The sequence below is a fragment of the Paenibacillus sp. FSL F4-0097 genome (genome assembly GCF_038593125.1).
GTDB lineage: Bacteria > Bacillota > Bacilli > Paenibacillales > Paenibacillaceae > Paenibacillus_AQ > Paenibacillus_AQ odorifer.
Genome location: NZ_CP151965.1, coordinates 4,048,030 through 4,071,245, shown reverse-complemented (window position 1 = coordinate 4,071,245; position 23,216 = coordinate 4,048,030). Strand labels below are relative to the sequence as shown.

Annotated in this window: 15 protein-coding genes; 14 read left to right on the top strand and 1 reads right to left on the bottom strand. The window is 42.7% G+C overall.

The genetic code is table 11. From position 1 onward, the window contains the following. The first annotated feature begins 6 nt into the window (after positions 1–6). The gene (locus MHH86_RS18170) at positions 7–945 is read left to right on the top strand and encodes a sugar ABC transporter permease (RefSeq protein ID WP_036688288.1); all 939 of its coding nucleotides are present in this window, start codon (positions 7–9) and stop codon (positions 943–945) included. Position 946: 1 nt separating this feature from the next. Then, entirely contained in the window at positions 947–1,783 is an 837-nt protein-coding gene (locus MHH86_RS18165) for a carbohydrate ABC transporter permease (RefSeq protein ID WP_339825428.1), read from the top strand. A 76-nt stretch (positions 1,784–1,859) separates the two neighbouring features. Here the strand turns inward: MHH86_RS18165 and MHH86_RS18160 are convergent, their stop codons facing one another. After that, entirely contained in the window at positions 1,860–2,774 is a 915-nt protein-coding gene (locus MHH86_RS18160) for a helix-turn-helix domain-containing protein (RefSeq protein WP_038571818.1), read from the bottom strand. 173 nt (positions 2,775–2,947) lie between these two features. Here MHH86_RS18160 and MHH86_RS18155 point away from each other — a divergent pair, with 173 nt between their 5' ends. The 12 genes from MHH86_RS18155 to MHH86_RS18100 all read left to right on the top strand — a co-directional run bounded on the left by MHH86_RS18155 (position 2,948) and on the right by MHH86_RS18100 (position 23,215). Then, positions 2,948–5,059: a glycoside hydrolase family 52 protein gene (locus MHH86_RS18155; RefSeq protein ID WP_076146473.1), complete on the top strand. Its 2,112-nt coding sequence runs from the start codon at positions 2,948–2,950 to the stop codon at positions 5,057–5,059. Positions 5,060–5,313: 254 nt separating this feature from the next. After that, positions 5,314–6,318: an ROK family protein gene (locus tag MHH86_RS18150; RefSeq protein ID WP_256719495.1), complete on the top strand. Its 1,005-nt coding sequence runs from the start codon at positions 5,314–5,316 to the stop codon at positions 6,316–6,318. 10 nt (positions 6,319–6,328) lie between these two features. Then, entirely contained in the window at positions 6,329–7,531 is a 1,203-nt protein-coding gene (locus tag MHH86_RS18145) for an MFS transporter (RefSeq protein WP_036688277.1), read from the top strand. Between the two features lie 65 nt (positions 7,532–7,596). Further along, the gene (locus MHH86_RS18140; RefSeq protein WP_076141891.1) at positions 7,597–8,688 is read left to right on the top strand and encodes a glycosyltransferase; all 1,092 of its coding nucleotides are present in this window, start codon (positions 7,597–7,599) and stop codon (positions 8,686–8,688) included. Then, the gene (locus MHH86_RS18135; protein ID WP_076141892.1) at positions 8,688–9,305 is read left to right on the top strand and encodes a glycerol-3-phosphate acyltransferase; all 618 of its coding nucleotides are present in this window, start codon (positions 8,688–8,690) and stop codon (positions 9,303–9,305) included. Before MHH86_RS18140 ends, MHH86_RS18135 begins: the two co-directional genes overlap by 1 nt. 209 nt (positions 9,306–9,514) lie before the next feature. Beyond that, positions 9,515–11,746 carry a helix-turn-helix domain-containing protein gene (locus tag MHH86_RS18130; RefSeq protein ID WP_076141893.1) on the top strand — a complete coding sequence of 744 codons (2,232 nt, stop codon included), beginning with the start codon at positions 9,515–9,517 and terminating at the stop codon, positions 11,744–11,746. A gap of 195 nt (positions 11,747–11,941) precedes the next feature. Further along, positions 11,942–12,916, top strand: a complete 975-nt coding sequence (locus MHH86_RS18125; RefSeq protein WP_036688267.1) for an ABC transporter permease subunit — start codon at positions 11,942–11,944, stop codon at positions 12,914–12,916. Positions 12,917–12,946: 30 nt separating this feature from the next. Further along, positions 12,947–13,810 (top strand): carbohydrate ABC transporter permease, encoded by an 864-nt coding sequence (locus tag MHH86_RS18120; RefSeq protein WP_339825433.1) that lies wholly within the window; start codon positions 12,947–12,949, stop codon positions 13,808–13,810. A gap of 87 nt (positions 13,811–13,897) precedes the next feature. Then, positions 13,898–15,484 (top strand): extracellular solute-binding protein, encoded by a 1,587-nt coding sequence (locus tag MHH86_RS18115; protein ID WP_036688263.1) that lies wholly within the window; start codon positions 13,898–13,900, stop codon positions 15,482–15,484. A 107-nt stretch (positions 15,485–15,591) separates the two neighbouring features. Next, a complete protein-coding gene (locus MHH86_RS18110) occupies positions 15,592–17,028 on the top strand; it encodes a glycosyl hydrolase family 28 protein (protein ID WP_076274963.1) in 1,437 nt (478 codons plus the stop codon). A 31-nt stretch (positions 17,029–17,059) separates the two neighbouring features. Continuing rightward, the gene (locus MHH86_RS18105) at positions 17,060–22,579 is read left to right on the top strand and encodes a discoidin domain-containing protein (RefSeq protein ID WP_342479378.1); all 5,520 of its coding nucleotides are present in this window, start codon (positions 17,060–17,062) and stop codon (positions 22,577–22,579) included. A 213-nt stretch (positions 22,580–22,792) separates the two neighbouring features. Beyond that, complete coding sequence (locus MHH86_RS18100; RefSeq protein WP_076274966.1) at positions 22,793–23,215, top strand: SRPBCC domain-containing protein; 423 nt, start codon at positions 22,793–22,795, stop codon at positions 23,213–23,215. The last annotated feature ends 1 nt before the right edge of the window (position 23,216 follow it).

Below are 23,216 nucleotides of genomic sequence, written 5' to 3'. Positions count from 1 at the left end.
GTAGCCATGGCTACATCCGCAGTAAATGCTGACAAGTCATTGATAGGCACTGTGCAGCAGAAAAAGAAAAAGAAAAAATGGCAGTCCTACGCTCTGCTGTTCATATTACCATCATTTATTTTGTACACCTTGTTCGTTATCGTCCCAACGGTTGGGAGTGTCTATTTAAGCTTCACCTCATGGGATGGCATTAGCGACAACGTAAGGTATATCGGCTTCGCTAACTTTGTGGAAATTTGGAATAGTCCAAGGGTGCATAACGCACTGAAAAATACGATGATCATGACCATTTCACTTGTTGTTCTAGAGAATATTGCAGCAATTGCAATGGCTATGATGGTCGATAAGGTACGCTGGTTCCGGAATTTATTCAGAAGTGTATTTTATTTCCCTACGTTGCTTAGTGGGATCGTAATGGGTTTCGTCTGGGCGATGATCCTGAATTACAACTTTGGTGTATTTAATCAGATCCTGGAGTCTGTTGGACTCGGAAGCTGGATTGTGGATTGGTTGGGCAATCCTAAATATGCGATGCTGTCGATTATTTTGTCTACCGTTTGGAAAGGCGCGGGTTATTATATGATCATTTACCTCGCTGGATTGCAAGGCATTCCGCAGGAATTAAATGAGGCGGCCAGTATTGATGGGGCAGGGGGCTGGCAACAGTTCCGGCATATTACCTTTCCGCTGCTTGCGGGGTCAATGACTGTATGTATGGTATTATCGATGATCAGCGCCTTGAAGATTTTTGATCAGATTGCCGTCATGACCGATGGTGGTCCGGGCTTTGAGACGGAGACATTAACTTATATTATTTATAAAGTCGGGTTTGGTGAATTAAGACAAGGTTTTGGTACTGCACTGGCGATGGTCTTGTTCTTAATCATACTCATCATTACAGTCTTCCAAGTGAAGGTTCTCCAGAAGCGGGAGGTGCAGCTCTAAGATGACGATGCAGACACGCAAAAGAGTTGGGCAAATCGCACTTTTCATTGTTACATTATTAGTGGCTATTATCTTTTTCTTTCCTATTTTCTTTAATTTAATGTCAGCCTTCAAGAGTAATGCAGAGATTATGAAGGATGCAATCGCTTTTCCGAAAACCCTTTATCTGGACAGCTTTAAATATCTGTTAACCGAAACAGAGTTTCCACGGGCTATTCTGAATAGTCTGATTTTGACAGCAGTTTCTATTGCGGCACAGGTCTTGATTATTCCGATGGCGGGCTACGCAATTGAACGCAGAAATGCCAGATGGACTCGGTTCATGTTCGTTTACTTTTTAGCAGGAATGATGATCCCTTTTCAGGCGTATATGATTCCTCTGTTTAAAGAGCTTAGAATGCTGGGGTTATACGGCAGCCTTGCCGGCCCAATTCTAATTTATGTAGCCGGTGCGGTGGGCTTTGGATGCCTGCTGTATACAAGCTTTGTCAAAGGCATTCCTAGAGAAATTGAAGAAGCGGCGGAGATCGACGGATGTTCTCGTTATGGGATATTCTGGAAAATTGTTTTCCCGCTGCTAGGACCCGTCACAGCCAGTATGGTGGTCTTAAACGGACTTGGAATCTGGAATGATTTCCTGATGCCGATGCTGGTATTGCCTTCAGGACAGGCTAAAACTATGGTCGTGGAAATTTACCGTTATATCGGAGAATTCTCCTCACGTTGGGATATGATTTTTGCAGGAACAGCAATGTCGGTTGTACCTGTGCTGATTGTGTTTATCGCCTTGCAGAAGTATTTTGTTAAGGGGATTGCGTCTGGTGCAACGAAGGGTTAATTCATAAAAGGGATATATCCTGTAACCACTTAGTGGGCTGCGGGGTACATCCCTTTTTTTGTAAGCGAAACAATCACTAAAGCGTATTTGGATTCGCGGTTAAACGGCGGTAGCCCATTGGCGGGAGACCTGTCCAGCGTTTGAATTGCTTGCTGAAATGGGACACATCCCGATACCCCAGCCGGTGGGCGACCGATTCGACAGATAGGTTATTATCCATTAGCAGCAGTTTGGCGTGACGAATGATCAAGCGGGATAAATATTGTCTTGGCGACATGCCATAAATTTGGTGGAAAACACGATTGCAGTGAGTTGTACTGTATCCAAGCTTTGCCGCAATGTGCTCAATACCGCCGCCTCTTTCGCCTGTGCTTGCAGCGGTGGAGACAGATTCTTGCAGCAGTCCTTCGATCGCGTTAGCTAGAGCGACGGTATTTTCCGTAGCCTCTGTATCTGTCAGAAGGGGCATTTCCGAAAGTACCCAGCCGCTGAGCGCGGTTAGAAGTTGCAGCGAAGCATGCAATGTAATCAGACGATTTCTGTGTGTGTCCTTTGACTCTGACAGAATGGAAGAATTAATGATCACATCTAGAGCGGAACGAATGGCTCGCAGCTCCGGGGTATTCCCACTTAGACTAACAGCGTCTGCTGTTAATAATGCTCGCCGTAAAATCAGATCATCAATATCAAAATGCAGGCAGTAATAAGTCATGTCACGACTAGCATTCGAACCGAGGCTGCTATGTTCTACACCGGGACGAATGAATAAAATATCACCGCTTTGCTGGATAAAAGATTTATTGCCGACCGTCATATGTTGCTCACCCTGCAGTACAACGTTAATCTCAAACATGGGATGAGTGTGTACGGGATATTGCCAATCCGGATTTACTTTTCTCCAATGCGCGGCGAAGATATGGAAAGCCGCTTGAATGTCTGGAGCCATCTGGCCATCAATAGAATTATGAAAAGCGGGATCATTCGAGATCATTTCAATCCTCTTTTACTGTAAAGTTTGGCTTCATTATAACATAGGTTTTTGTTGATGTTTGATTTGCCCAAATAATAGAAGGCTTTAACCCTGTTGCACTTCCGGAAAGATCGATAACATGGAGATATAGCCCGGTAGTATCCGGGACCATGCTGGAAGGAGTGTTATTATTAATGTCGCATAATCAATTTTTTAATGCCCATCATTCACCGATCGGTGCATTTGCGAGTTTCACTTTAGGATTCAAAGGAGCTAGTGGAGGTTTCGATCTGGAGATTGGAAAACCACCTAGACAAAATATATTCATAGGATTAGAACGTGCTGATGGGAAGGGATATGACACACTGCCATTTCATGAGATCGGAGGAGAGGACGAGAGCAAACGCTATGATATCGAGAATCCGGATCCTAATCCTGACAAGGAGAATATTCTGTTCCCTTTTCAAGAGCGTGAGATTTCTAGAGATTTTCATGTAGCCACAGACGGCTGGAGTGCGGGTGATTTGACCTTCCGGATTCTGTCCCCCGTTCGTTCTGTACCCGATCCAGAAACTGCCTCTATAGAAGAAATGAAGGATGTACTGCTGCCTGCAGTGCTGGTTGAACTCGAAGTGGACAACACCTCATCCGCAACCTCGCGCCGTGCATTCTTTGGTTTTCAGGGAACAGATGTGTATAGCGGAATGAGAAGACTGGATGATGTATCATCGGAGATTACTGGCGTTGGCCAAGGAAGATTTATTGCAATTGCTGCGGAAAAAGGAACTGCAAAGTCCGCACTGCACTTCACAATGGAGGATATTCTAACGGAGGAGCTGCAGGAGAATTGGACCTTTGGGCTGGGACGAGTCGGTGCTTTGCTCATGGATGTTCCAGCCAGAGTAAAAGAAACTTACCGCTTTGCTATCTGTTTTCACCGTTCAGGTTATGTCACCTCAGGAATTGATGCTTCCTATTATTATAATCATTTTTTCAACAATATAGAGGCAGTGGCTGCATATGCATTAGCTAGATTTGATATCCTTAAGCAAGAAGCGGAGCAAGCTAACGATAGATTTACTCATGATGACCTATCCGCAGATCAAACCTTTATGTTAGCGCATGCGATACGTAGTTATTATGGCTCCACACAATTGCTGGACTACAAGAATAAGCCATTTTGGATCGTCAACGAAGGCGAATACCGGATGATGAATACCTTTGATCTTACCGTCGATCAGTTATTTTATGAGCTGCGTTTGAATCCTTGGACTGTACGTAATGAACTGGATATGTTCGTGGAAAGATTCAGCTACGAAGATACGGTGCGTTTCCCGGGTGAGGATACAGAGTATCCAGGTGGAATTAGCTTCACACATGATATGGGTGTAGCCAACGTAGTTTCACGTCCGGGATATTCTGCTTATGAGGTCTATGGCATTGATGGTTGTTTCTCACATATGACACATGAACAATTGGTTAACTGGGTGCTGAGTGCAGCAACTTATGTAGAGCATACAGGCGACCGGGGCTGGATGGAACGTAATCTCAGTATTATGGAGAAATGCCTGAATAGCATGGTAAATCGCGATCATCCAGATCCTGAACAAAGAAATGGTGTCATGGGGCTTGATAGCTCACGTACGATGGGCGGAGCAGAAATTACTACGTATGACAGTCTGGATGTGTCTTTAGGTCAGGCTCGTAACAATATTTATCTGGCAGGAAAATGCTGGGCTGCTTACTTGGCTATGGAGAAAATATTTGCAGAGCATGGGCGTGCGGAACAGTCCAAAACAGCAGGTGATCAGGCTGAAAAATGCGCCGCAACAATGGTGGCAAGTGTTACAGCAGACGGGTATATTCCGGCTGTCATTGGAGAAGGCAATGACTCTAAGATCATTCCGGCTATCGAAGGTCTTGTGTTCCCTTACTTTACAGGCTGCAAAGAAGCTCTTGATCGTAATGGACGGTTCGCCGCCTATATTGGCGCACTCGACAAGCATCTGCATGCGGTGTTACAGCCGGGAGTATGCTTATTCGAAGACGGAGGCTGGAAAATCTCCTCAACTAGCAACAATAGCTGGCTCAGCAAAATCTATCTCTCCCAGTTCATCGCCCGCAGCATTCTGGGATTGGAATGGGAGGAACGGGGAGCGGCAGCGGATCGTGCTCACGTAGCTTGGCTTACCCATCCGGAGTTGTCGATTTGGAGCTGGAGCGATCAGATTATTTCCGGTGAGATCACGGGCAGTAAATATTATCCGCGTGGCGTTACAGCGATTTTGTGGTTAGATGAGAAATAAGAGTAGATAGTTTCAATAAGTAGAAACGGAATATGCAAAAATACTAAGAGGGGGCTACCCCTCTTTTTTGCTGTGTCGACGCTCCCTCCTTGATTCAATCTACCCCCTACTGAAGGGTCTTCATTCAAGAATTAACTTGTCGATAGATCTAATTGCTGCTATAGTCATACTGACTTATTAAATGCGTTTAATAAGTCAGTATGACTATAGGTGGGAGAGCCATGGCGAGTGAGAAACGACTTCCTTCACTGCAAATGAAATCTGAAATTATCCGAAATATTCGAACAGCATTATTAGAACTAGGAAAAGCAACGAAGGCAGAGTTAAGCCATAAATTACAATATAGTTTCCCGACGATAAGTAAATTTCTAATGCAGATGGAAGAGGCAGGGGAAATAACGATCAGCGGTCTGGATGAGTCAAGTGGTGGAAGAAGGGCAATAAGATATGCCTACAATCCGAATTATCGGTTAGGTATGGCTATTTTTTTGGAAAAAAATGAAACGAATTATACCATCTATAATTGCATTGGTGAGGTAATCAAAGAAGGGAGTTTGCCCAGTATTCTTGAGGAAGATGTTAGTAAACTGGTCACGCTTATTGAAGATGAAAAAAAGGCCAATCCTAAAATCCATTCTGTGGCTATTGGAGTTCCAGGTGCGGTGAATCATGGGCAGATTTTTCTGATTCCGGGTTATGAGAAATATCAGAATTTAGATTTGAGAAAACACATAGAAGATCAACTATCCATTCCGACAATCGTGGAAAATGATATGAATGCGGCTGTAATCGGCTATATGACGCAACGAAATTTGAAAGAGAATACTTCTCTAATGTATCTGTATTTAGGGAAAAATGGTCCGGGAGCTGGGATCGCGGTCAATGGTGAAATTGTGCGAGGAAAGACGTTTTTTTCAGGGGAAGTTCAATTCTTGCCCCAGTATGACAATAGAAATTTCATAGAGGCATTAACTGGAGATCCTGGTGGATCAAATATGCAATCGAATCAAAGCGTGGATGCGATTAGTCGATTAGTGGCTACTATGACTTCTATTTTGAATCCGCATTATATTATTTTTTGTGAGGATGAATTAGCTCCAGCTATGCTTAATCAAATCGCTGAGCGAAGTGCCACATACGTTCCGAAGGAGCATCTTCCTGCGTTAGCGGTGAGTAACTTGAAGCGTGATTATCTGAATGGATTACAAAGTCTTGGATTAGGATTATTAGTTTCACAACAAATAGATGAGAACAATTAAGGAGATAACTATGGCAACTTTTTTTCTTATTATTATTTATTTAGCCTTTATTAGTTTAGGCTTGCCAGATTCATTGCTTGGATCCGCTTGGCCAGTGATGAGAATGGACTTAAATGCTTCATTAGGTACGGCTGGAATTCTTTCGATGGTCATTGCAGTAGGCACAATAGTGTCCAGTTTGATGAGTGGCATTATCCTTAAACGTTTTGGTACGGGGAAAGTGACTCTTGTTAGCTGCATCATGACTGCTGTAGCGTTGCTTGGTTTTGCATGGTCACCTTCGTTAGTGTGGTTAATTGTTGCTGCGATTCCACTCGGTTTAGGTGCGGGATCTGTAGATGCCGGATTAAATAGTTATGTTGCTACGCACTATAAAGCCCATCATATGAGTTGGTTACATTGTTTCTGGGGAGTGGGCGCCACGCTGGGTCCTATTATTATGGGCTCTTTTATCTCTGGTGAAGGTCTATGGCGGCAAGGTTATCTTACGGTTGCTTACATACAATTGAGCTTAGTCATTATTCTATTCGTTACACTGCCTTTATGGGATAGAGTGGCTGGGAGTAATAACCACCCGAATGCTGAAAGTGATCCCGAGTTCAATCATCCGGAGCTAGAGCATGCCGGAGAGAACACAAAACCTTGGAAATTAAGAGGGGTGAAGCTAGCGATGTTAACCTTTTTATTTTATTCTGCCATAGAAACGAGTATGGGGTTATGGGGGAGCAGCTTTCTTGTAAACATTAAAGATATTCCTGCATCAACTGCAGCGACATGGGTATCGTTTTTTTATCTAGGGATTACTTTTGGTAGAATGGTGACGGGTTTCATTACTTTTAAAATGAGTAATAAACAGCTTATTCGATATGGTCAACTCATTGCTTTAATCGGTACGGTGCTGTTAGTATTGCCGCTTCCAACTATAGTTTCACTTGTAGGATTTATGATTATAGGTTTAGGGTTAGCCCCCATTTTTCCGTGTATGCTACATGAAACCCCTGAACGATTCGGGAAGAGACATGCTCAGTCAATTATGGGCTTTCAGATGGCAACAGCTTATACCGGCACCACGCTGATGCCGCCTTTTATCGGCTTATTAGCTTCGAAATTCACGCTGGGTATTTTTCCTGCGATGATCGTTTTTTTTGCCATCGTTATGCTCTTGTGTACAGAAAAGCTTAATCATTACTCAGCAAAAGTAAATGTCGGTTAAATTTGAATTGAATATATTACGGACTAACCCTTCATATATATAGCTATAGGAGGGGGGAGCTGTACATGTGGTTGTTAATTATTATAGGTGTTGGATGTCTCTCCGGTTTTATATTGTTTAGAAAGAATATATTGGCCGCTGATCAAGAATATTTTCAAGGACCGGAGAAATTGTCCATCATCATCCCCGCAAGGAATGAAGAATATAATTTGCGTCTTCTGCTCGACTCACTCCAGCTCCAAACCATTACCCCCTATGAAATTATTGTTGTGGATGACTTCTCGGAGGATCGGACCAAGGAAATTGCCGAAAGCTGTGGAGTTAAGGTTATTGCAAATAGCAGTCTCCCTGAGGGATGGACGGGCAAGAGCTGGGCAGTATGGAATGGATATTTGCAAGCCTCGGGCGATATTTTTGCTTTTCTGGATGCAGATATCCGGTTAAAGCCTAACGCTCTGGCCTCATTATTAAAAGCAAGGGAGCTATCGAAAGGTGTCATTTCGGTAGTTCCTTTTCATCATACAGAAAAGCTGTTTGAGAAACTTGCCTTAATTATGAATATGCTGGGGATCTTCACATTCACCTCCGTTTTTGAAAAGAATAACGCCAAAAAAGGATTATACGGTTCGTGTATTCTAGCTTTAAGGCAGGATTATGAAAAGGTTAATGGCCATCAAAGCATTAGATCTGAAGTGCTGGATGATTTGTCTTTAGGAGAGAAGTTTATCGCGGCAGGTGTTCCCATTAGAAATTTTATCGGTTATGGCTTAGTATCTTTTCGTATGTATCCGAAGGGGATAAAAAGTGAAATTGAAGGCTTCAGTAAAGGGGCTGTCTTAAGCACCTCAACGTTAAGCCCGCGGACGATTATTCCAATTGCACTTTGGGTGGTCGGGCTCATCATCTCAGAAACTGTGTTTATTTTTGCGAATACTTCTTGGGGATTGCCGTTACTTTTTGGTTATCTCCTTTATATGTTCCAGCTCTTTTATTTTATTAAATATGTAGGGGTTTTTGGCATCGTCATTCCAGTATTTCACGTGGTTGCTACTCTTTTCTTTATCTTGATTATGCTTTATTCGATATATCAGGTCGTTTTTCTGAGGCATGTAAGCTGGAAAGGAAGGCATATCCAGGTGGGAGGCCATAGGGACTAATGATCATATTGTGGGTTGCGGGTTTATTTTTGTCGGGATCTCTTATGTTTTCCTATTGGCTTGGGCTGGCGCGTAAAAAGAATTTAAAGGTCATAGGCGACGGTAATCCGGGGGCTTTGAATCTCTGGAAGTCATCTGGGTATAAATTCGGAATTTTTGGGGTGTTGTTGGATTTTTTAAAAGGATATCTGCCTCTTTTATGGGTAATGGGAAGCCATTATAGTCAGGGTTATTTCATTATTCCGCTTGCCTTAGCTCCTATTGCCGGTCATGCCTTCTCTCCATTTCTTAAAGGAAAAGGAGGGAAGGCGATTGCCGTAACCTTTGGGGTATGGAGTGCATTGACAGGATTCAAAGCCTCTTTAGCGTTAGCGGTCATCCTGGCAGTGTTGAAAGTGCTCGGCAGCGGGTACAAAAGCAGAGGAAATTCACCTGTCTCGGATGGTGTGCAAGTGGTTAGCGGAATGCTGCTCCTTTTTGTCTATTTGTGCATCAGTAAGTGGTCTGCTCCTATCCTATGGGTATGGCTTGGGAGCTTTGTAATCCTTGTGTATACGCACAGGTTAGAATGGATTGCATGGGTGAAGGAATATTTAAAAAGGGAGCGGGGGCATTGAAGTTACTTTTATCTCGTATAGGTTAATAAACAGGTTTCCAGCGATTAATTTCGGGGAAGCCTGTTTTTTTCGGTTTTATAAAGATGCGTTATCTTTAAACAGAAGATTTTATAATGGCTAAAGTTGGTGCATTTTAGTATCTTTAATTATAAATGCTTTCAATTTAGAAAGTTACAGAGATAGGGTTATGAACTAAAGGGGGGCTTGTGATGAAGATCGGCGGCAGACTAAGAAATGGAGGCACATTGTTTACCCATCTGATTTTTTCATTCACATTATTAGCCGTTGTTTTAATCGGACTTGTGGGCAGTTATCTGTATGTTCAGGCTAATCGCTTAATGGTGGATGAGATTGCCAGAGACAGCAAGCAACGACTGATGACTTCAAGTGATTTTGTGGAAAATACACTGCTGCAAAAATACGAAAACAGTATCCGCAACCGAGCAGTGTCTACCTTGTCGTTAGAGAATCAATCTATGCTGAATTATTTACTGGACAGTGAATGGGAAGGTAATACGAGCAGAATATTAGCTTTTCGCAAGGATCTCGAAATTTTCAAGCTTACTAATGAAGGCGTTTACAAAATATCCACATACTTCGAGAAAGGTAATTATATCATCGATAACAGCCAGTTTTATTCGAAGCTGGACAATTCTCCAGATGCTTCCTTCTTAAAAACATCAGTTACACCAGCCTTAAACCGCTGGACTTATAGAACGTTATCGGATGAAGAAGAGGTGTTGACTTACGCAATCGCCCTTCCCTACGGTGCTTTATCAAAAACATCAACCGGAACCATGTATATTGACGTTAGCTTAGAATACATCAATAAAATGATCTCCAGCACGATGAGCTCGCCGATGGAAAAGCTATATGCTTTTGATGAAAAGGGCAGCCCTATTATCCATACGGGCTCGAACGTCGAAGAGGGGCTTAAGACTGCTAAGCAATGGATGGAGTCAGCGGGGAATAATAAGGAAATTCATTATAATAAACGCGACAAATATGTGCTGTCTTTTAAAAATGACCAAACCTCGAATAATCAATGGAAATACGTATTAATACGGCCTATGAATTCATTTGTATCCTCATCAAAGCAGCTGAAGAGTCAAATATTTGTCAGCTGTATCCTGGTATTGTTAATTGGGCTTCTATTCGCTTATTTGATCTCCAAACGTGTATATGTTCCTATGAAGAAGCTTGTAAACAATGTTCGCAGCTTTTATCATCCAGGCACCGTAAACTATTCGCAAAATGAGTTTGCTATTATTGGTAGTACAATCTCAAAGCTAGGTCAAAAAATCGAAACCTTAGAATCTAAAGCTAAAGTGAATGAACTAAAAAATCTGGTATTAGGTGCAGGTGCTGGCTCGGATTACTACGATTATTTACCTTTGCAATGTTATTACATGACTAGCTATATTCGTATAACCAAGGGAGATTGCGAGGAATTCAGGGCTTTTTATGAACAGCATGCTGCCTATAGCTTTTATAAATTCGTCAGCTTGAATACCCAGGAAGCGGCGCTTATCTATTTCAGTGAGTTGAATAAGGATCCCGAAGAGCTGGAGCTTTTATTATTGAAGGAGCTGGAGCTTATAAAAAATGGATTGCCCGAGCAACTACACTTTGGAGCAGCGCTTGGATCGAAGGTTCAGGCACCTGAAGAAATCCCCTTTTCGTATCAAAATGCCTTACATGCCTATCGTTATCGGTTTATCTATGGTTCGGAAGCTATTGTGCGGTATTCACATATCCCGCTCAACGATGTTACGCCACACTTATTCTCTTTTGATCTTTATAAAAATGCATTAAAGGCAGGCAATGACGTTACGATGAATAGGTTTATGGACGATTTCCAGAGGGTCCTGGAGAAAGGTGATGTCCAATTGGAGACGGTTGAGTTAGGCTTGCTTCAGTTGGTTACGGTTCTGTATCAGACCATTATTGAGCTTGATCTGCAACAAATCGTTTCGCCTTCCAGTCTGTTCGATGAGTTCAAAAAGGAAACGTTGGCCGAAACACTTGATTCCATTCGTGATTTATCAGCACAAATTACAGCTTATATTCAAGAGTCAGGTAATCACGCACATACGGAGATCATTCATAAATTAAAAATCTTTATCGATGATAATATTCAAGAGGATTTATCGCTAAATAAATTATCTGAGGTTGCTTCGTTGGCGCCATCGTATATTTCTACCTTGTTCGGAACCGTTATGAATGAATCATTCACTGAATATGTAACCCGAGTGCGGTTGGAGAAGGCGGCTGATTTATTAAGAGAAAAAAAGCAGCTGTCCGTGGCTGAGATTTCTGCTCAGGTGGGTTATCGTAACCCGCAATATTTTCACAACAAATTCAAAACACGTTACGGAGTTACACCGGTCCAGTATAGGAATGCAGGCAATGCAAACCATTCGAGCCATTCAAGTGCATAATTCTCTAATCCATGTGGAAAAGGCAATCGTCTCGCGATTGTCTTTTCTTTTGTTTGAAAAATTATAGCCCCAATACGAAGATAATTTACTGATTTTAATGAATTTACAATAGAAAAAGCGCTTACAATACCCTAACGTAAGGGGTGTTCAGACACAGTCTTAACGCAAAATCGTATTCGGAAGGAGAAAACAACTATGAACCCGGCAAGCACTGCTGGCATTCAAAAACAGGGAGAGAATCTTAAGCCGAAAGTCTCGAGGTGGACACATACTTGGCGCCAATACAAAAAAAACAAATATTTATTCTTATTACTAGCTCCCGTGATCATCTGGTATACCGTATTTGCTTATGGCCCGATGTATGGCATTCAACTGGCTTTTAAAGATTATTTTATTCGTGATGGAATTTGGGGAAGTCCTTGGGTCGGCTTTAAGCATTTCGAATATTTGTTCACAGCTTCACCCGACTTTTGGAAAATTATTAAGAACACGCTTATTATCAGTTTTTACCATATCATCTTTGGTTTTCCTGCACCGATTATATTGGCGCTGTTATTTAACGAACTTAGGTTTTCCTTCTTCAAGAAGGTTGCACAGACGATTTCCTATTTACCCCATTTTTTATCCTGGATCGTTATTGGGGGGATATTGATCACTCTGTTATCTCCGAATTCGGGTGTGGTCAATTATATTATTCAGTGGCTCGGCTTTGATCCCATTTACTTTTTAGGCAGCGAGAAATATTTCCGCTTTACGCTCGTTATGTCAGGAATATGGAAGGAAATCGGCTGGGGAACGATTATATACTTAGCTGCATTAGCAAGCATTGATTCCCAAATGTACGAAGCTGCAGTTCTGGACGGAGCCAATCGCTGGAAACAAACGTTATTTATCACCATTCCTTCGATCCTGCCGGTGATTGCTATTCTGCTTATTCTTCGGGTAGGGAGTGTGCTGGATGCTGGCTTCGATCAAGTCTTAACACTTTATTCACCAGCTGTATATGGGGTGGCGGATACGTTAGATACTTATGTGTACCGGATAGGTCTGCAAAACTTTCAGTTCAGTCTAACGACGGCTGTTGGATTATTTAAAAATGTGGTGGGTCTTATCCTGGTGTTATTTGCAAACTTCATAACGAAAAAAATGGGGCAGGAAGGTCTTTATTAATGAATGAATGTAAGGAAGGAGTAACTACAATTGAAGCTATCCACTGGTGAAAAAGTATTCCAAGTCTTTCTAATCCTATTTGTAATCATTCTTTGTATTACGATGATTTATCCCTTCTTGCATGTGCTCTCTATATCATTTAGCACACCTGCGGAAGCCCTTCGGCCGGGAATTCATTTCTATCCTAAAGAAGTTTCCTTCTTTGCTTGGAAGCGTGTACTGACAACTGATACGGTCTGGCAAACGATGGGAAATACGGTTTTTCGCACAGTTGTAGGAACGGCTCTGACACTGGTGTTTCTGTCACTGGGAGCATATCCGCTGTCTCGCAAATATTTGCCGCACCGGGGATTTTATACAATGTTCATTGTTGTAACGATGTTTTTTGGCGGCGGGCTTATCCCTACCTATCTGCTAATCAAAAGTCTGGGACTTATAAATTCGTTATGGGTTTATATTGTCCCCGGCCTGCTCAGCACGTTTAATCTTCTGCTCCTGCGAAATTTCTTTATGGGTATACCGGAGGAACTGGAGGATTCAGCTAAAATAGATGGGGCTAATGATATGCGGATCTTATTTACGATTGTTATTCCGCTGTCGAAGCCTGTTCTAGTAACATTAGCCCTATGGACTGCAGTAGGGCACTGGAACGCTTGGTTTGATGCAATGTTATATATGCAGGATCAATCAAAGATTGTACTGCAGCTCTTCTTAAGACGGCTTGTTATTTCAGCCGAAGGAGATCCGATGTTACCACTTCCTACTAATGAGCAGGCTCCTGAAATGGTCAAAGCAGCTATTATTATGTTTACAGCGCTGCCTATATTAATGATCTATCCATTCCTGCAACGTTTCTTCGTCAAAGGAATTATGGTTGGATCACTTAAGGGTTAGAAGACTCAGAATGGTTTAAACAGTCCGCTATATCCGCGAGCTGTCTAAATATATAGATGAACAAGAAAAGGGAGGAAATAAAAGAATATGAGGCATACATCCAAGAAATGGTTGGAAATTGCTGCGATAGCCCTATCGGCTTCACTTGTCATGAGTGGTTGTGGCGGGAATGCGGCGAATAATAGCACTAACGAAGCTAAGCCGACGAATCAAGGTCAAGGGGGGACATCAGCAGCTGAAGCTCCGATTGAAATTATTTGGGCGAACAACTTTAATACGCCAGAAGAAGACGGTAACTATGTGCAAACCGAGCTAGAGAAGAAATTTAATGTAAAAATCAAAAATATTAAATTGGAACGTGGAACTTGGAAAGAACAATTTTCGGTGCTTCTAGCTTCTGGAGATATTCCTGATATCTTCCCGGTCGATGCAAACGAAACGGATATGGTGCAATGGGCAGATCAAGGGATCATTGCGACAATTGATAAGGCTGAAATTGAATCCCTGATGCCGAAATATGCAGCAGCATTGGATTCCGTTGATTCCGGGGCATGGGGCGTAGGCTTATACAACGAAAAAAACTGGGGGATCCCGAAAATTTGGCCAGGTGGTCTTGATGGATTTATTCCGGGCTATAATGAAGCCTGGCTGAAAAATATTGGCTACTCAGAACCACCCAAGACATTGGAAGAGCTTGAAGATGTACTCACCAAATTTGTTAATGAAGATCCGGACAAAAATGGGAAGAAAGATACTTACGGCTTAATCGGCCGCGGCAAGCTTCCAGAACAATTGTTCACAAGTGTGTTCTCAGCCTATGCTGTTTCCCCTTATCAATTCAAGAAGGATGCTTCCGGGAACGTAGTTTATGGAGGCGTTACAGAAGAGACACGATCAGCATTGGCGTTATTGAGCAAATGGTACAAAGCGGGTCTGATTGATCCTGAATTCATAACTAGTGATAATAACGAAATCAATATTAAATTTGCTGATCAAAAAGTGGGTATGGTGGATAACGGGAAGTGGGGCAATTTTTATAAAGAATCTGGGTTTGTCGCAAAACCTGGTCTAGAGAAAGGTCAAATATTCGTGCCTGGCAAGCCGTTTACAGCTCCAGATGGCGTTGCTTATTCATTCGCGTATGGTGCAAGACAGGCGCCAGTATTGTTCGGTGTTCAACTCGAAAAGGATGAGAAAAAACGCCATAAAATTATGGAAATTCTTGAATATGTGTCTACGGATTCCGAAGGTTTTCTGCTGACAGGTTTCGGTCAATTGGGGGTGAGCTATGATATGGAAGGGGACCTTGCCATTCCAAAAGCGGATGAAGAGGTTAGTGCTCCGAAGATGGGAGCGGGCAATTTCTATAATCCACTTAGCTCCACAGACACTTCAATGGAAAAACATACGGTAAAACAAGAATTGCTAGATTTGAGAGACAAGATCACTCCAGGTGTTACACCATTGCTTGATGTACTAGGCCCAGCGGTATTGACAAGCAAACCCAAGTATTGGGGCAATCTGAAGACGTTACAAGATACGTTTGTTATCAAGGCGATTACAGGAGAAGCGAACACGGGTAAAGATTTTGATAATTTCAAGGATAGCTGGCTAAAAGCCGGAGGTCAGGAAGTAACGGATGAAGTAAATAAAGTGTTGGCGGATCGTAAATAGAGCGGTTGTCCGCTGATTAGTACTGGATGATAGGCTGGAGCAAAAGCTTGCTCCAGCCTATTTATTAAACCCTTAAGAGAGTTGATTCTAAGATAACGGAGGTAGAAATGAGCGAATTAATTATTTATGAGCAGCCGAATGAAGCCCTGGGGAAAGACGATTTTACAGTAAGCGTAAGAGAGCCTGGTGGGGTATGGCAATCTCTGTTTGTTTTTGAAGCAAAGGTGGATATGCATCAGGTTCGGTCGACATCGATGGTTTATTTTGATATGGATGGCACGGTGGAGGTCTCTGTTCATTGTAAAAAACAACAGATTGAACAAGCGGTTATTCGCCCTTTGGCATCCCAAATCTCCTTTCAAATCGAAGAGAATACCCTTTTGTTCACATTGGAGCACCCGTGTAAGCTTTCCATTGAAATCAATGGAGAACGTTTTAGTAACTTGCATCTTTTTGCCAACCCCTTGGAGACAGCCCCTCCTAGACATGACGATGATAATGTAGTGCTTGTCCAACCAGGAATACATCAATTTGCGGCTATCGCAGAACAAGTTCAGCGTTTGTCAGAAAGGGCTAACGGGGAGCGTCAGACGATATATTTTATGCCCGGGCTTCATCAATTCGAGAATCCAATGCTGCATATCCCTTCTGGGACCACCGTTTATATTGCCGGAGGCGCGATCCTTTGTGGATCCATAATGATTGACCATGCTGAGAATGTTGTTGTTCGCGGCAGAGGTGTTCTGTATTTGGCGGATATGGAGAAAACGACTTATTTAAGAGGCGTTCAAATCCAGCATTCTGAACAGATTGAGATCGAAGGGATCATCACGCTTGATCCTCCGCATTACAGTATATATATCGGAGCGTCTAAGCATATTCGCATTCATAACTTCAAAGCTTTCAGTACACGCGGCTGGTGTGATGGAATTGATATGATGGCTAGCTCAAATGTGGATATTAAAGATGTGTTCTTGAGAACTTCTGATGATTGCATTGCCATTTACGGCAGTCGTGGAGAGTATTACGGAGACTCACGCCATATCACGGTTAAAGATTCCATACTCTGGGCGGACGTCGCTCATGCCATACATGTCGGTATTCATGGTGATCACCAACATAATGGCGATTTTATAGAAAATATTTGGTTCGAAAATATCGATGTGCTTGAACATCACGAGCCGCAGGAAAATTATTGGGGCGTTATGGCAATTTGTGCAGGGGACAACAATACCATTCGTAAGGTTACTTTCAAAAATATCCGGGTGGAGGATTTCGAACTAGGTCAGCTGTTTGATGTCCGCGTGGTGTGGAATAAAACCTATAATCCGGTGCCAGGACGCTGTATCGAAAATATTGAATTTAGCGATATCCACTACAATGGGAAGAATACCCATCCTTCCCGTATATTCGGCTATGACGAGGAAAGAGGTGTGAAGGACATTTATTTTTATAATCTCCAGATTAATGGAGAGGTTATTGTCGACCTGAATAACAAACATTTTGTAGTGAATGAATTTGCCAGCGGTATTTATTTGCATTAAATCAGAGGATGTAAATGAATGGAGGAGAACAATGAATTCACTTAGAGGGCTACTCTTTGGAAAATCGCTTAAACGTATTTTTAGGATCACAGTTTCCTTAAGTTTGTTGGTAACGCTAGTGCCTTTATCAGCAGAAGGAGCCGCAGTAGAATCGACAGAGCTGTCGATAATTACGGATTACCAACCTGCCATTAATGAGGTTATAGATGAAAGCGGATTCAAACATCCGGGTGTTGGCCTGACCAAGGATATTCTTGAGAATATTAGGACACAGGTACGGGCGCAAAAAGAACCCTGGATCACTTATTATAATCAGATGCTTCTCTCTCCGGCAGCTTCAAGAACGGTCACTTCCAACAATCAGAGTGGTGCGAATCCGTTGAAACCAGCGAGCGATGCTTTTAATAGCCAAGGCTTTAATTCAAGATTTATAGCGGATGGGTTGAAGGCTTATACACAAGCTCTATTGTATGTAATATCAGGTGATGAGGTTTACAGAGCTAATGCCATGCATATTATCCGGATTTGGTCACAGATGGACCCTGAGAAATACGTGTATTTTAATGATGCACATATTCATACAGGAATTCCGCTTAATCGAATGGTTACTGCGGCGGAAATCTTAAGGTACACAAGTACTCAAACTGAAGAGCTGAAATGGACGGAACAAGATGTCGCTGATTTTACGAATAATCTTATTAATCCGGTTATTGAAACATTCCAACACACCAATGATCGTTTTATGAACCAGCATCTTTATCCGCTGCTTGGAGCTATGTCAGGTTATATTTTTACAGGAAATAAAGATAGGTACAATGAGGGAGTTGAATGGTTTACCGTCAATAAAACTGCTGTCGATCAGGGGCAAAATGGCGCGATAAAAGCATTATTCAGATGGGTTGATACAAATATTGTAACAGGGAAAAAAGTTAATCCTCCCGTAGTTCAGCATGTTGAAATGGGCAGAGATCAGGCGCATGGCGCTGGGGATATAACGAATGTAGAGATTTTATCACGTTTATTATTGGCTCAGGAAACAAAGGTAGATCCGGTAGAGGGGACTGTTTCTAATACGCCAAATGCGGTGGGTCCGTATGAGTTTCTAGATCAACGGATTTTAAAAGCTGCCGACTACTTTGCGCAGTATATGATTGGCTATGATACACCATGGTTTCCAGTGGCGGCACATACAGATGTAAATGGAAATCCAACGATTATCTATAAACACTTGGCTGGCGGTTACAGGGGGAGAATTGGCGGTAATGTCTATGACCTTTATTATTATTATAAATATTCAGCTGGAATAAATATGGAGGTTGAAGCTCCTTACTTTAGCGAGATGTTTACTAAGAGATTGCCTTTCTATTGGGAGTCTCCGGATGGAGGCGGGGATTATTGGCTGTACATCCCTAAAGAAGCAGAGGGCGAGGGTACGCTCAATCTGCCGAAGGGGATAACGAATCCAGATTTGAGAGAACTAGAAGACCGGTATACGAAGCTTGATAGTCACTCCACCACAAAACAAGAAGGAGACACTACTTACGTTGAGATTACCGCAACAGATGAGGGCAGTAAAATTGCTTATGTGGGTGCAAGCAGCGGCGAACGAACCATTGCTTTTAAGATTCGGACTACTGGCATAGCAACCATGGAGGTGTTTGGCGATACCGTTACGCTGCCTGATACAAAGGGGCAATGGAGGTATATTCAGTATGCGTTCAATGAGTTCCAAGGCTTCAGCGATCTTGTCTATTTTAATGTGAAAGGAAATGGGACAACAGTCGATATTGACCATATTAATTTAAAAGCTGGGGCACAGCTTACCCCTCCAGTATTTACATCAGGGAAGGCACCGGTATCTTTATTTACCTATGAGGGTTCTACAGCGGCAATTCAATTTGATTTCTCTGCGACAGACGCAGGTGCAACGGATGTTGTTGCCTATCAAGCGGATCAATTACCTGAGGGCGCACTGTTCAATGAAACTTCAGGTGTGTTCTCTTGGTCTGGAGCACATGCGGGAACGTATTCCTTTGTAGTGATTGCCTCAGACGGAACTTCGGTTACAACCAAGGATGTTACTGTTGTAGTAGCGAATGATCGGCAATCTGCCGTCAACGCTGTCATTTCTCCTTATCATGCTGATGTGCCTTACATTTCGGCAACGTTAGCTCACTATAAGCAAGTGCATGCTGAGGTAATGGATGTAATTACTAATGTCACTGACGAGGTCTTCTATCAGAAGTTATTTGACCTGAATCTTGCAGTGCAAAGTCTTAAAGAATTGACGCCTTTAATGAAAGATGGAAGTGTTAATTTTACGAATATGTTTGTCAGCTCAACCTTTGGTAATGCAGTCCCGAACCTGCTGGACAACACAAATGATAGTTTTGTGGGGTATTATACAGCGCAGGATCGGGCGCATTACATGGATTTAGGACCGGATTTTCAAATATCAGCAGAAAGCTTTGAGCTTCAGGTAAGAGCTAGTTTTCCGGAGAGAATTGGCGGCGTTGCAATGTTCGGATCGAATGACAAAGAAAATTGGACCCGCTTAACTCCCGGTTTGACAACAGTTACTGAAGAGATGCAGAGACTAGAGGTTCAAGCAGGCCTGGAGCATGAAAAATTCCGATTTTTGAAAATGGAAATGATAAAGCCTTCGAGTACTATGCTGGAAATTGCTGAATTTAGAATCTTTGGCCAGCGGTATGAGACAGTAAATCAATTAGAGTCCGTGTCCATTCACTCAGATCAAAGCTTAAAAAATCGGATTATTCCAGGGGATACGATTCAATTATCCATTAAGTCTACAGAAATGATCCATAATGTCACGGCCAATATACAGGGTCAACCTGTTGCAGTCAGTTCTGTGGACAATATCAACTGGACAGCTAAGCTTGTGGTGAATGAAAATGTTCCATCAGGTACTGTGAAATTTAAGATCAATTATAAAACGGCAGCTGGAGAGGATGCTGTAGAGACTATTTTTACAACAGATGGTTCTACTTTATTCATTGCAGATCAGACAGGGCTTGTCGCTAATGTGCTTGAGATAGCAAATCTAATCGATTCCAGTGGAAGGAATCCGGCTGATCTTTTGGCAACAGCAAAAGTTTTATTTGATAATCATTTAGGTTCTATCACGGATTTTCGTTTAAATGGCAGTGGTTATGGTGCCTATCTAACCTTTGACTTTAAAGAAGGTGGCCAGGCATTGCTGTCTAGGGTAGAAGTAATCGGAAGGCAAGATAATTATGCGGGCAGAATTAATGGAACAGTGGTGCAAGGCTCCAACGACAATGTGACGTGGACTACGATCTCTAATGCAGCCTGGAATACGCCGGAATGGCAGACGTTGACGATTAACAGCACAGAACCCTATCGTTATATCCGCATCACCAATGGAAACAACTGGTATGGAAACATGGCTGAACTACGTTTGTATGGTGATGTTAAAATCAATTCAAAGCTTGATGCGGTGTCCATTAGCTCCGACCAAAGTATCCAGAAACGAATTGTGTCTGGGAACACGGTGAAATTGTCTTTTAAAGCAAGCGATGCAATAAACCAAGTGAATGTCAATATTCAGGGTCAAGTCGCAACCATTGCTACTGTCGATAAGATCAATTGGACGGCTGAAGCGGTGATGGGCAATAACGTACAACCTGGACCTGTGAACTTTAGTATTAAATACAAGACAAAGGAGGGAATCGAGGGGCCGGAAAAAACATCAACTACAGATGGTTCATCTCTGTACATTCCCGATGAGACCGAGTTGATTAGTAATGTGCTTGCGATTACTAATTTAAGTGATTCCAGTGGGAGAACATCCACTGATCTCAGGAATGTTGCGGGATCATTATTCGATGGAAATGCAGGCTCAATTACGGATTTTCGGGTAAATGGCAGTGGATATGGAGGATTTATAACGTTTGATTTTAAAGAAGGGAATAGGGTTCAGCTGTCCAAGGCAGAGGTGCTTTCCAGGCAAGATAATTATTTTACACGAATCAATGGGACTGTGGTTCAGGGTTCGAATGATAATACAAGCTGGACGACAATCTCCTCTCCTGCAGGAAAAACGATGGATTGGCAGACCTTAAGTATTAGTAATGCAGAAGCCTATCGTTATATCCGGATCTATAATAGTAGTAATTGGTTTGGAAACATGGCAGAATTACGCTTTTATGGTGTAGTAAAAGGGGCAGATCATACAGCTCCGGTGACAATGGATGATGCGCCACAAGGTTGGACTAACAAGGATACGTTGGTAACCTTCACAGCTACAGATGCGGGCTCTGGTGTTGCGGTAACCTATTTCACAGTAAACGATGGCGAACAGCAAACCGGGAATTCAGTTATTTTGTCCAATGAAGGAACACATAAGTTAGTTTATTGGAGCGTTGATAGAGAGGGTAATGTGGAACAGCCGCAGAAGACTGCTGTGGTGAAGATTGATCGGACCGCACCACAGGTGGTAATTAACGGAGAGATTTCCTATACCATAGAGCAGACATTAAACATCACCTGTAGTGCAGCTGATACTGTATCAGGCATCACTTATTCGCCATGTGATTCAACGCTCGCAGATGTAAAGGCGTATACGCTGGAACCGGGAACTCATAGTGTAACTGCGAAAGCCGAGGATGCGGCGGGCAATGTCGGGTTGGCAGAGCATTCGTTTAGTGTATATGCGACATTTGACAGCTTGTCGGCATTAACCGAAACTTTTGCAGCTGAGACGGGTGCTCCAGATTTAGAAAACGTAACCAACTCACTTTTGCAGCAGCTGGATAACGCAAAAGAAAAAGCTGAGCAGTATGCTGGCGCAGAAGTTCACAGCTTGCTGGAAGCTTTTAATAGTGAAGTGAACCTCCAGAGCAATCAGGTGTTCACTTCTGAGCAGGCAGAGGTTCTAGTCCGTTGGTCACAATGGCTCCAGAATACAACTCCGCTTGCTGGTGGAGCCCCTGGAAAGCCAGTGTTGTCTGACAATAATGGGCACGACACCGGGCTTCGAGATGGCAGATATACCGTCACCATGAATCTTTGGTGGGGGAACAATGGTACCGAATTTAAGCTCTATGAAAACGATGTGCTGATCAGTAACCAGATGCTGACGGACAGCTCACCGAATGCGCAAGCCATGAGTACGGATATTGTGGGCAAATCAAATGGAACCTACACGTACACGTGCGAGCTGGTCAACAGCTTCGGCTCGACAACCTGCGATCCGCTTATCCTTACTGTTACCGATGCAACACCGGGTAAGCCTATAGTATCCCACGACAACTGGAGCGGGGATGGAACTTATGACGTTATGATGAATATGTGGTGGGGAACCAATGGTACTGAGTACCGTTTGTATGAGAATGGAGAAGTGATCGACACCCAGACACTAAACACGGCTACCCCTGCGGCTCAGATGACAGTTACGAAACTTAAAGATAAAGCACCAGGTGTATATGAATATTACGCAGTATTAGTCAATGCATCAGGCGAGACATCTAGTGAGAAAATCACAGTAACTGTCAAGCCAAGAAACTGATCATAGAGCTGATGAAATAGGAAGGCCCTTTCTTCGGGATGACCGAGGGAGGGGCTTTTTTATAGCTGTAAAGGATACTATTGAGGGATTGAGACGTTGAATAACGAACGGAGAATTAGGGGATTCTGTAAATTGACATAACACCTATAGGTGTTATAATCAAAAGTGAACCCAAAAGGTGTTATATTAATTGAATGCTGGAGGCTATTTATTATGCAAACTCAAGAACCCTTACAAGAAATTCGTCAAACGATTTTACTAGATGTGCCAATAGAAAAGGTTTGGAAAGCTGTTGCCACGGCAGAAGGAATGGCAGCCTGGTGGATGCCTAGTACATTCGAGCCTGTTGTTGGGCATGAATTCATCCTGCATGCTGGACAATTCGGAGATTCTCCTTGTAAAGTAACCGAAGTTGATCCTCCGAATCGTGTTGGTTTTAATTGGGGGAAGGATTGGCATCTTGCTTTTGAACTGAAAGAAATCGAAGGGAAAACTGAATTTACCTTGATTCATTCTGGATGGGACCCTGAAAAAGTTACTGAATTTGGACAACCACATCCAATCGTACGCGGCTTTATGAACAGCGGCTGGGAAAAAATCGTCCAAGAAAAACTTCCTGCTTATATCGAGGCTTAAT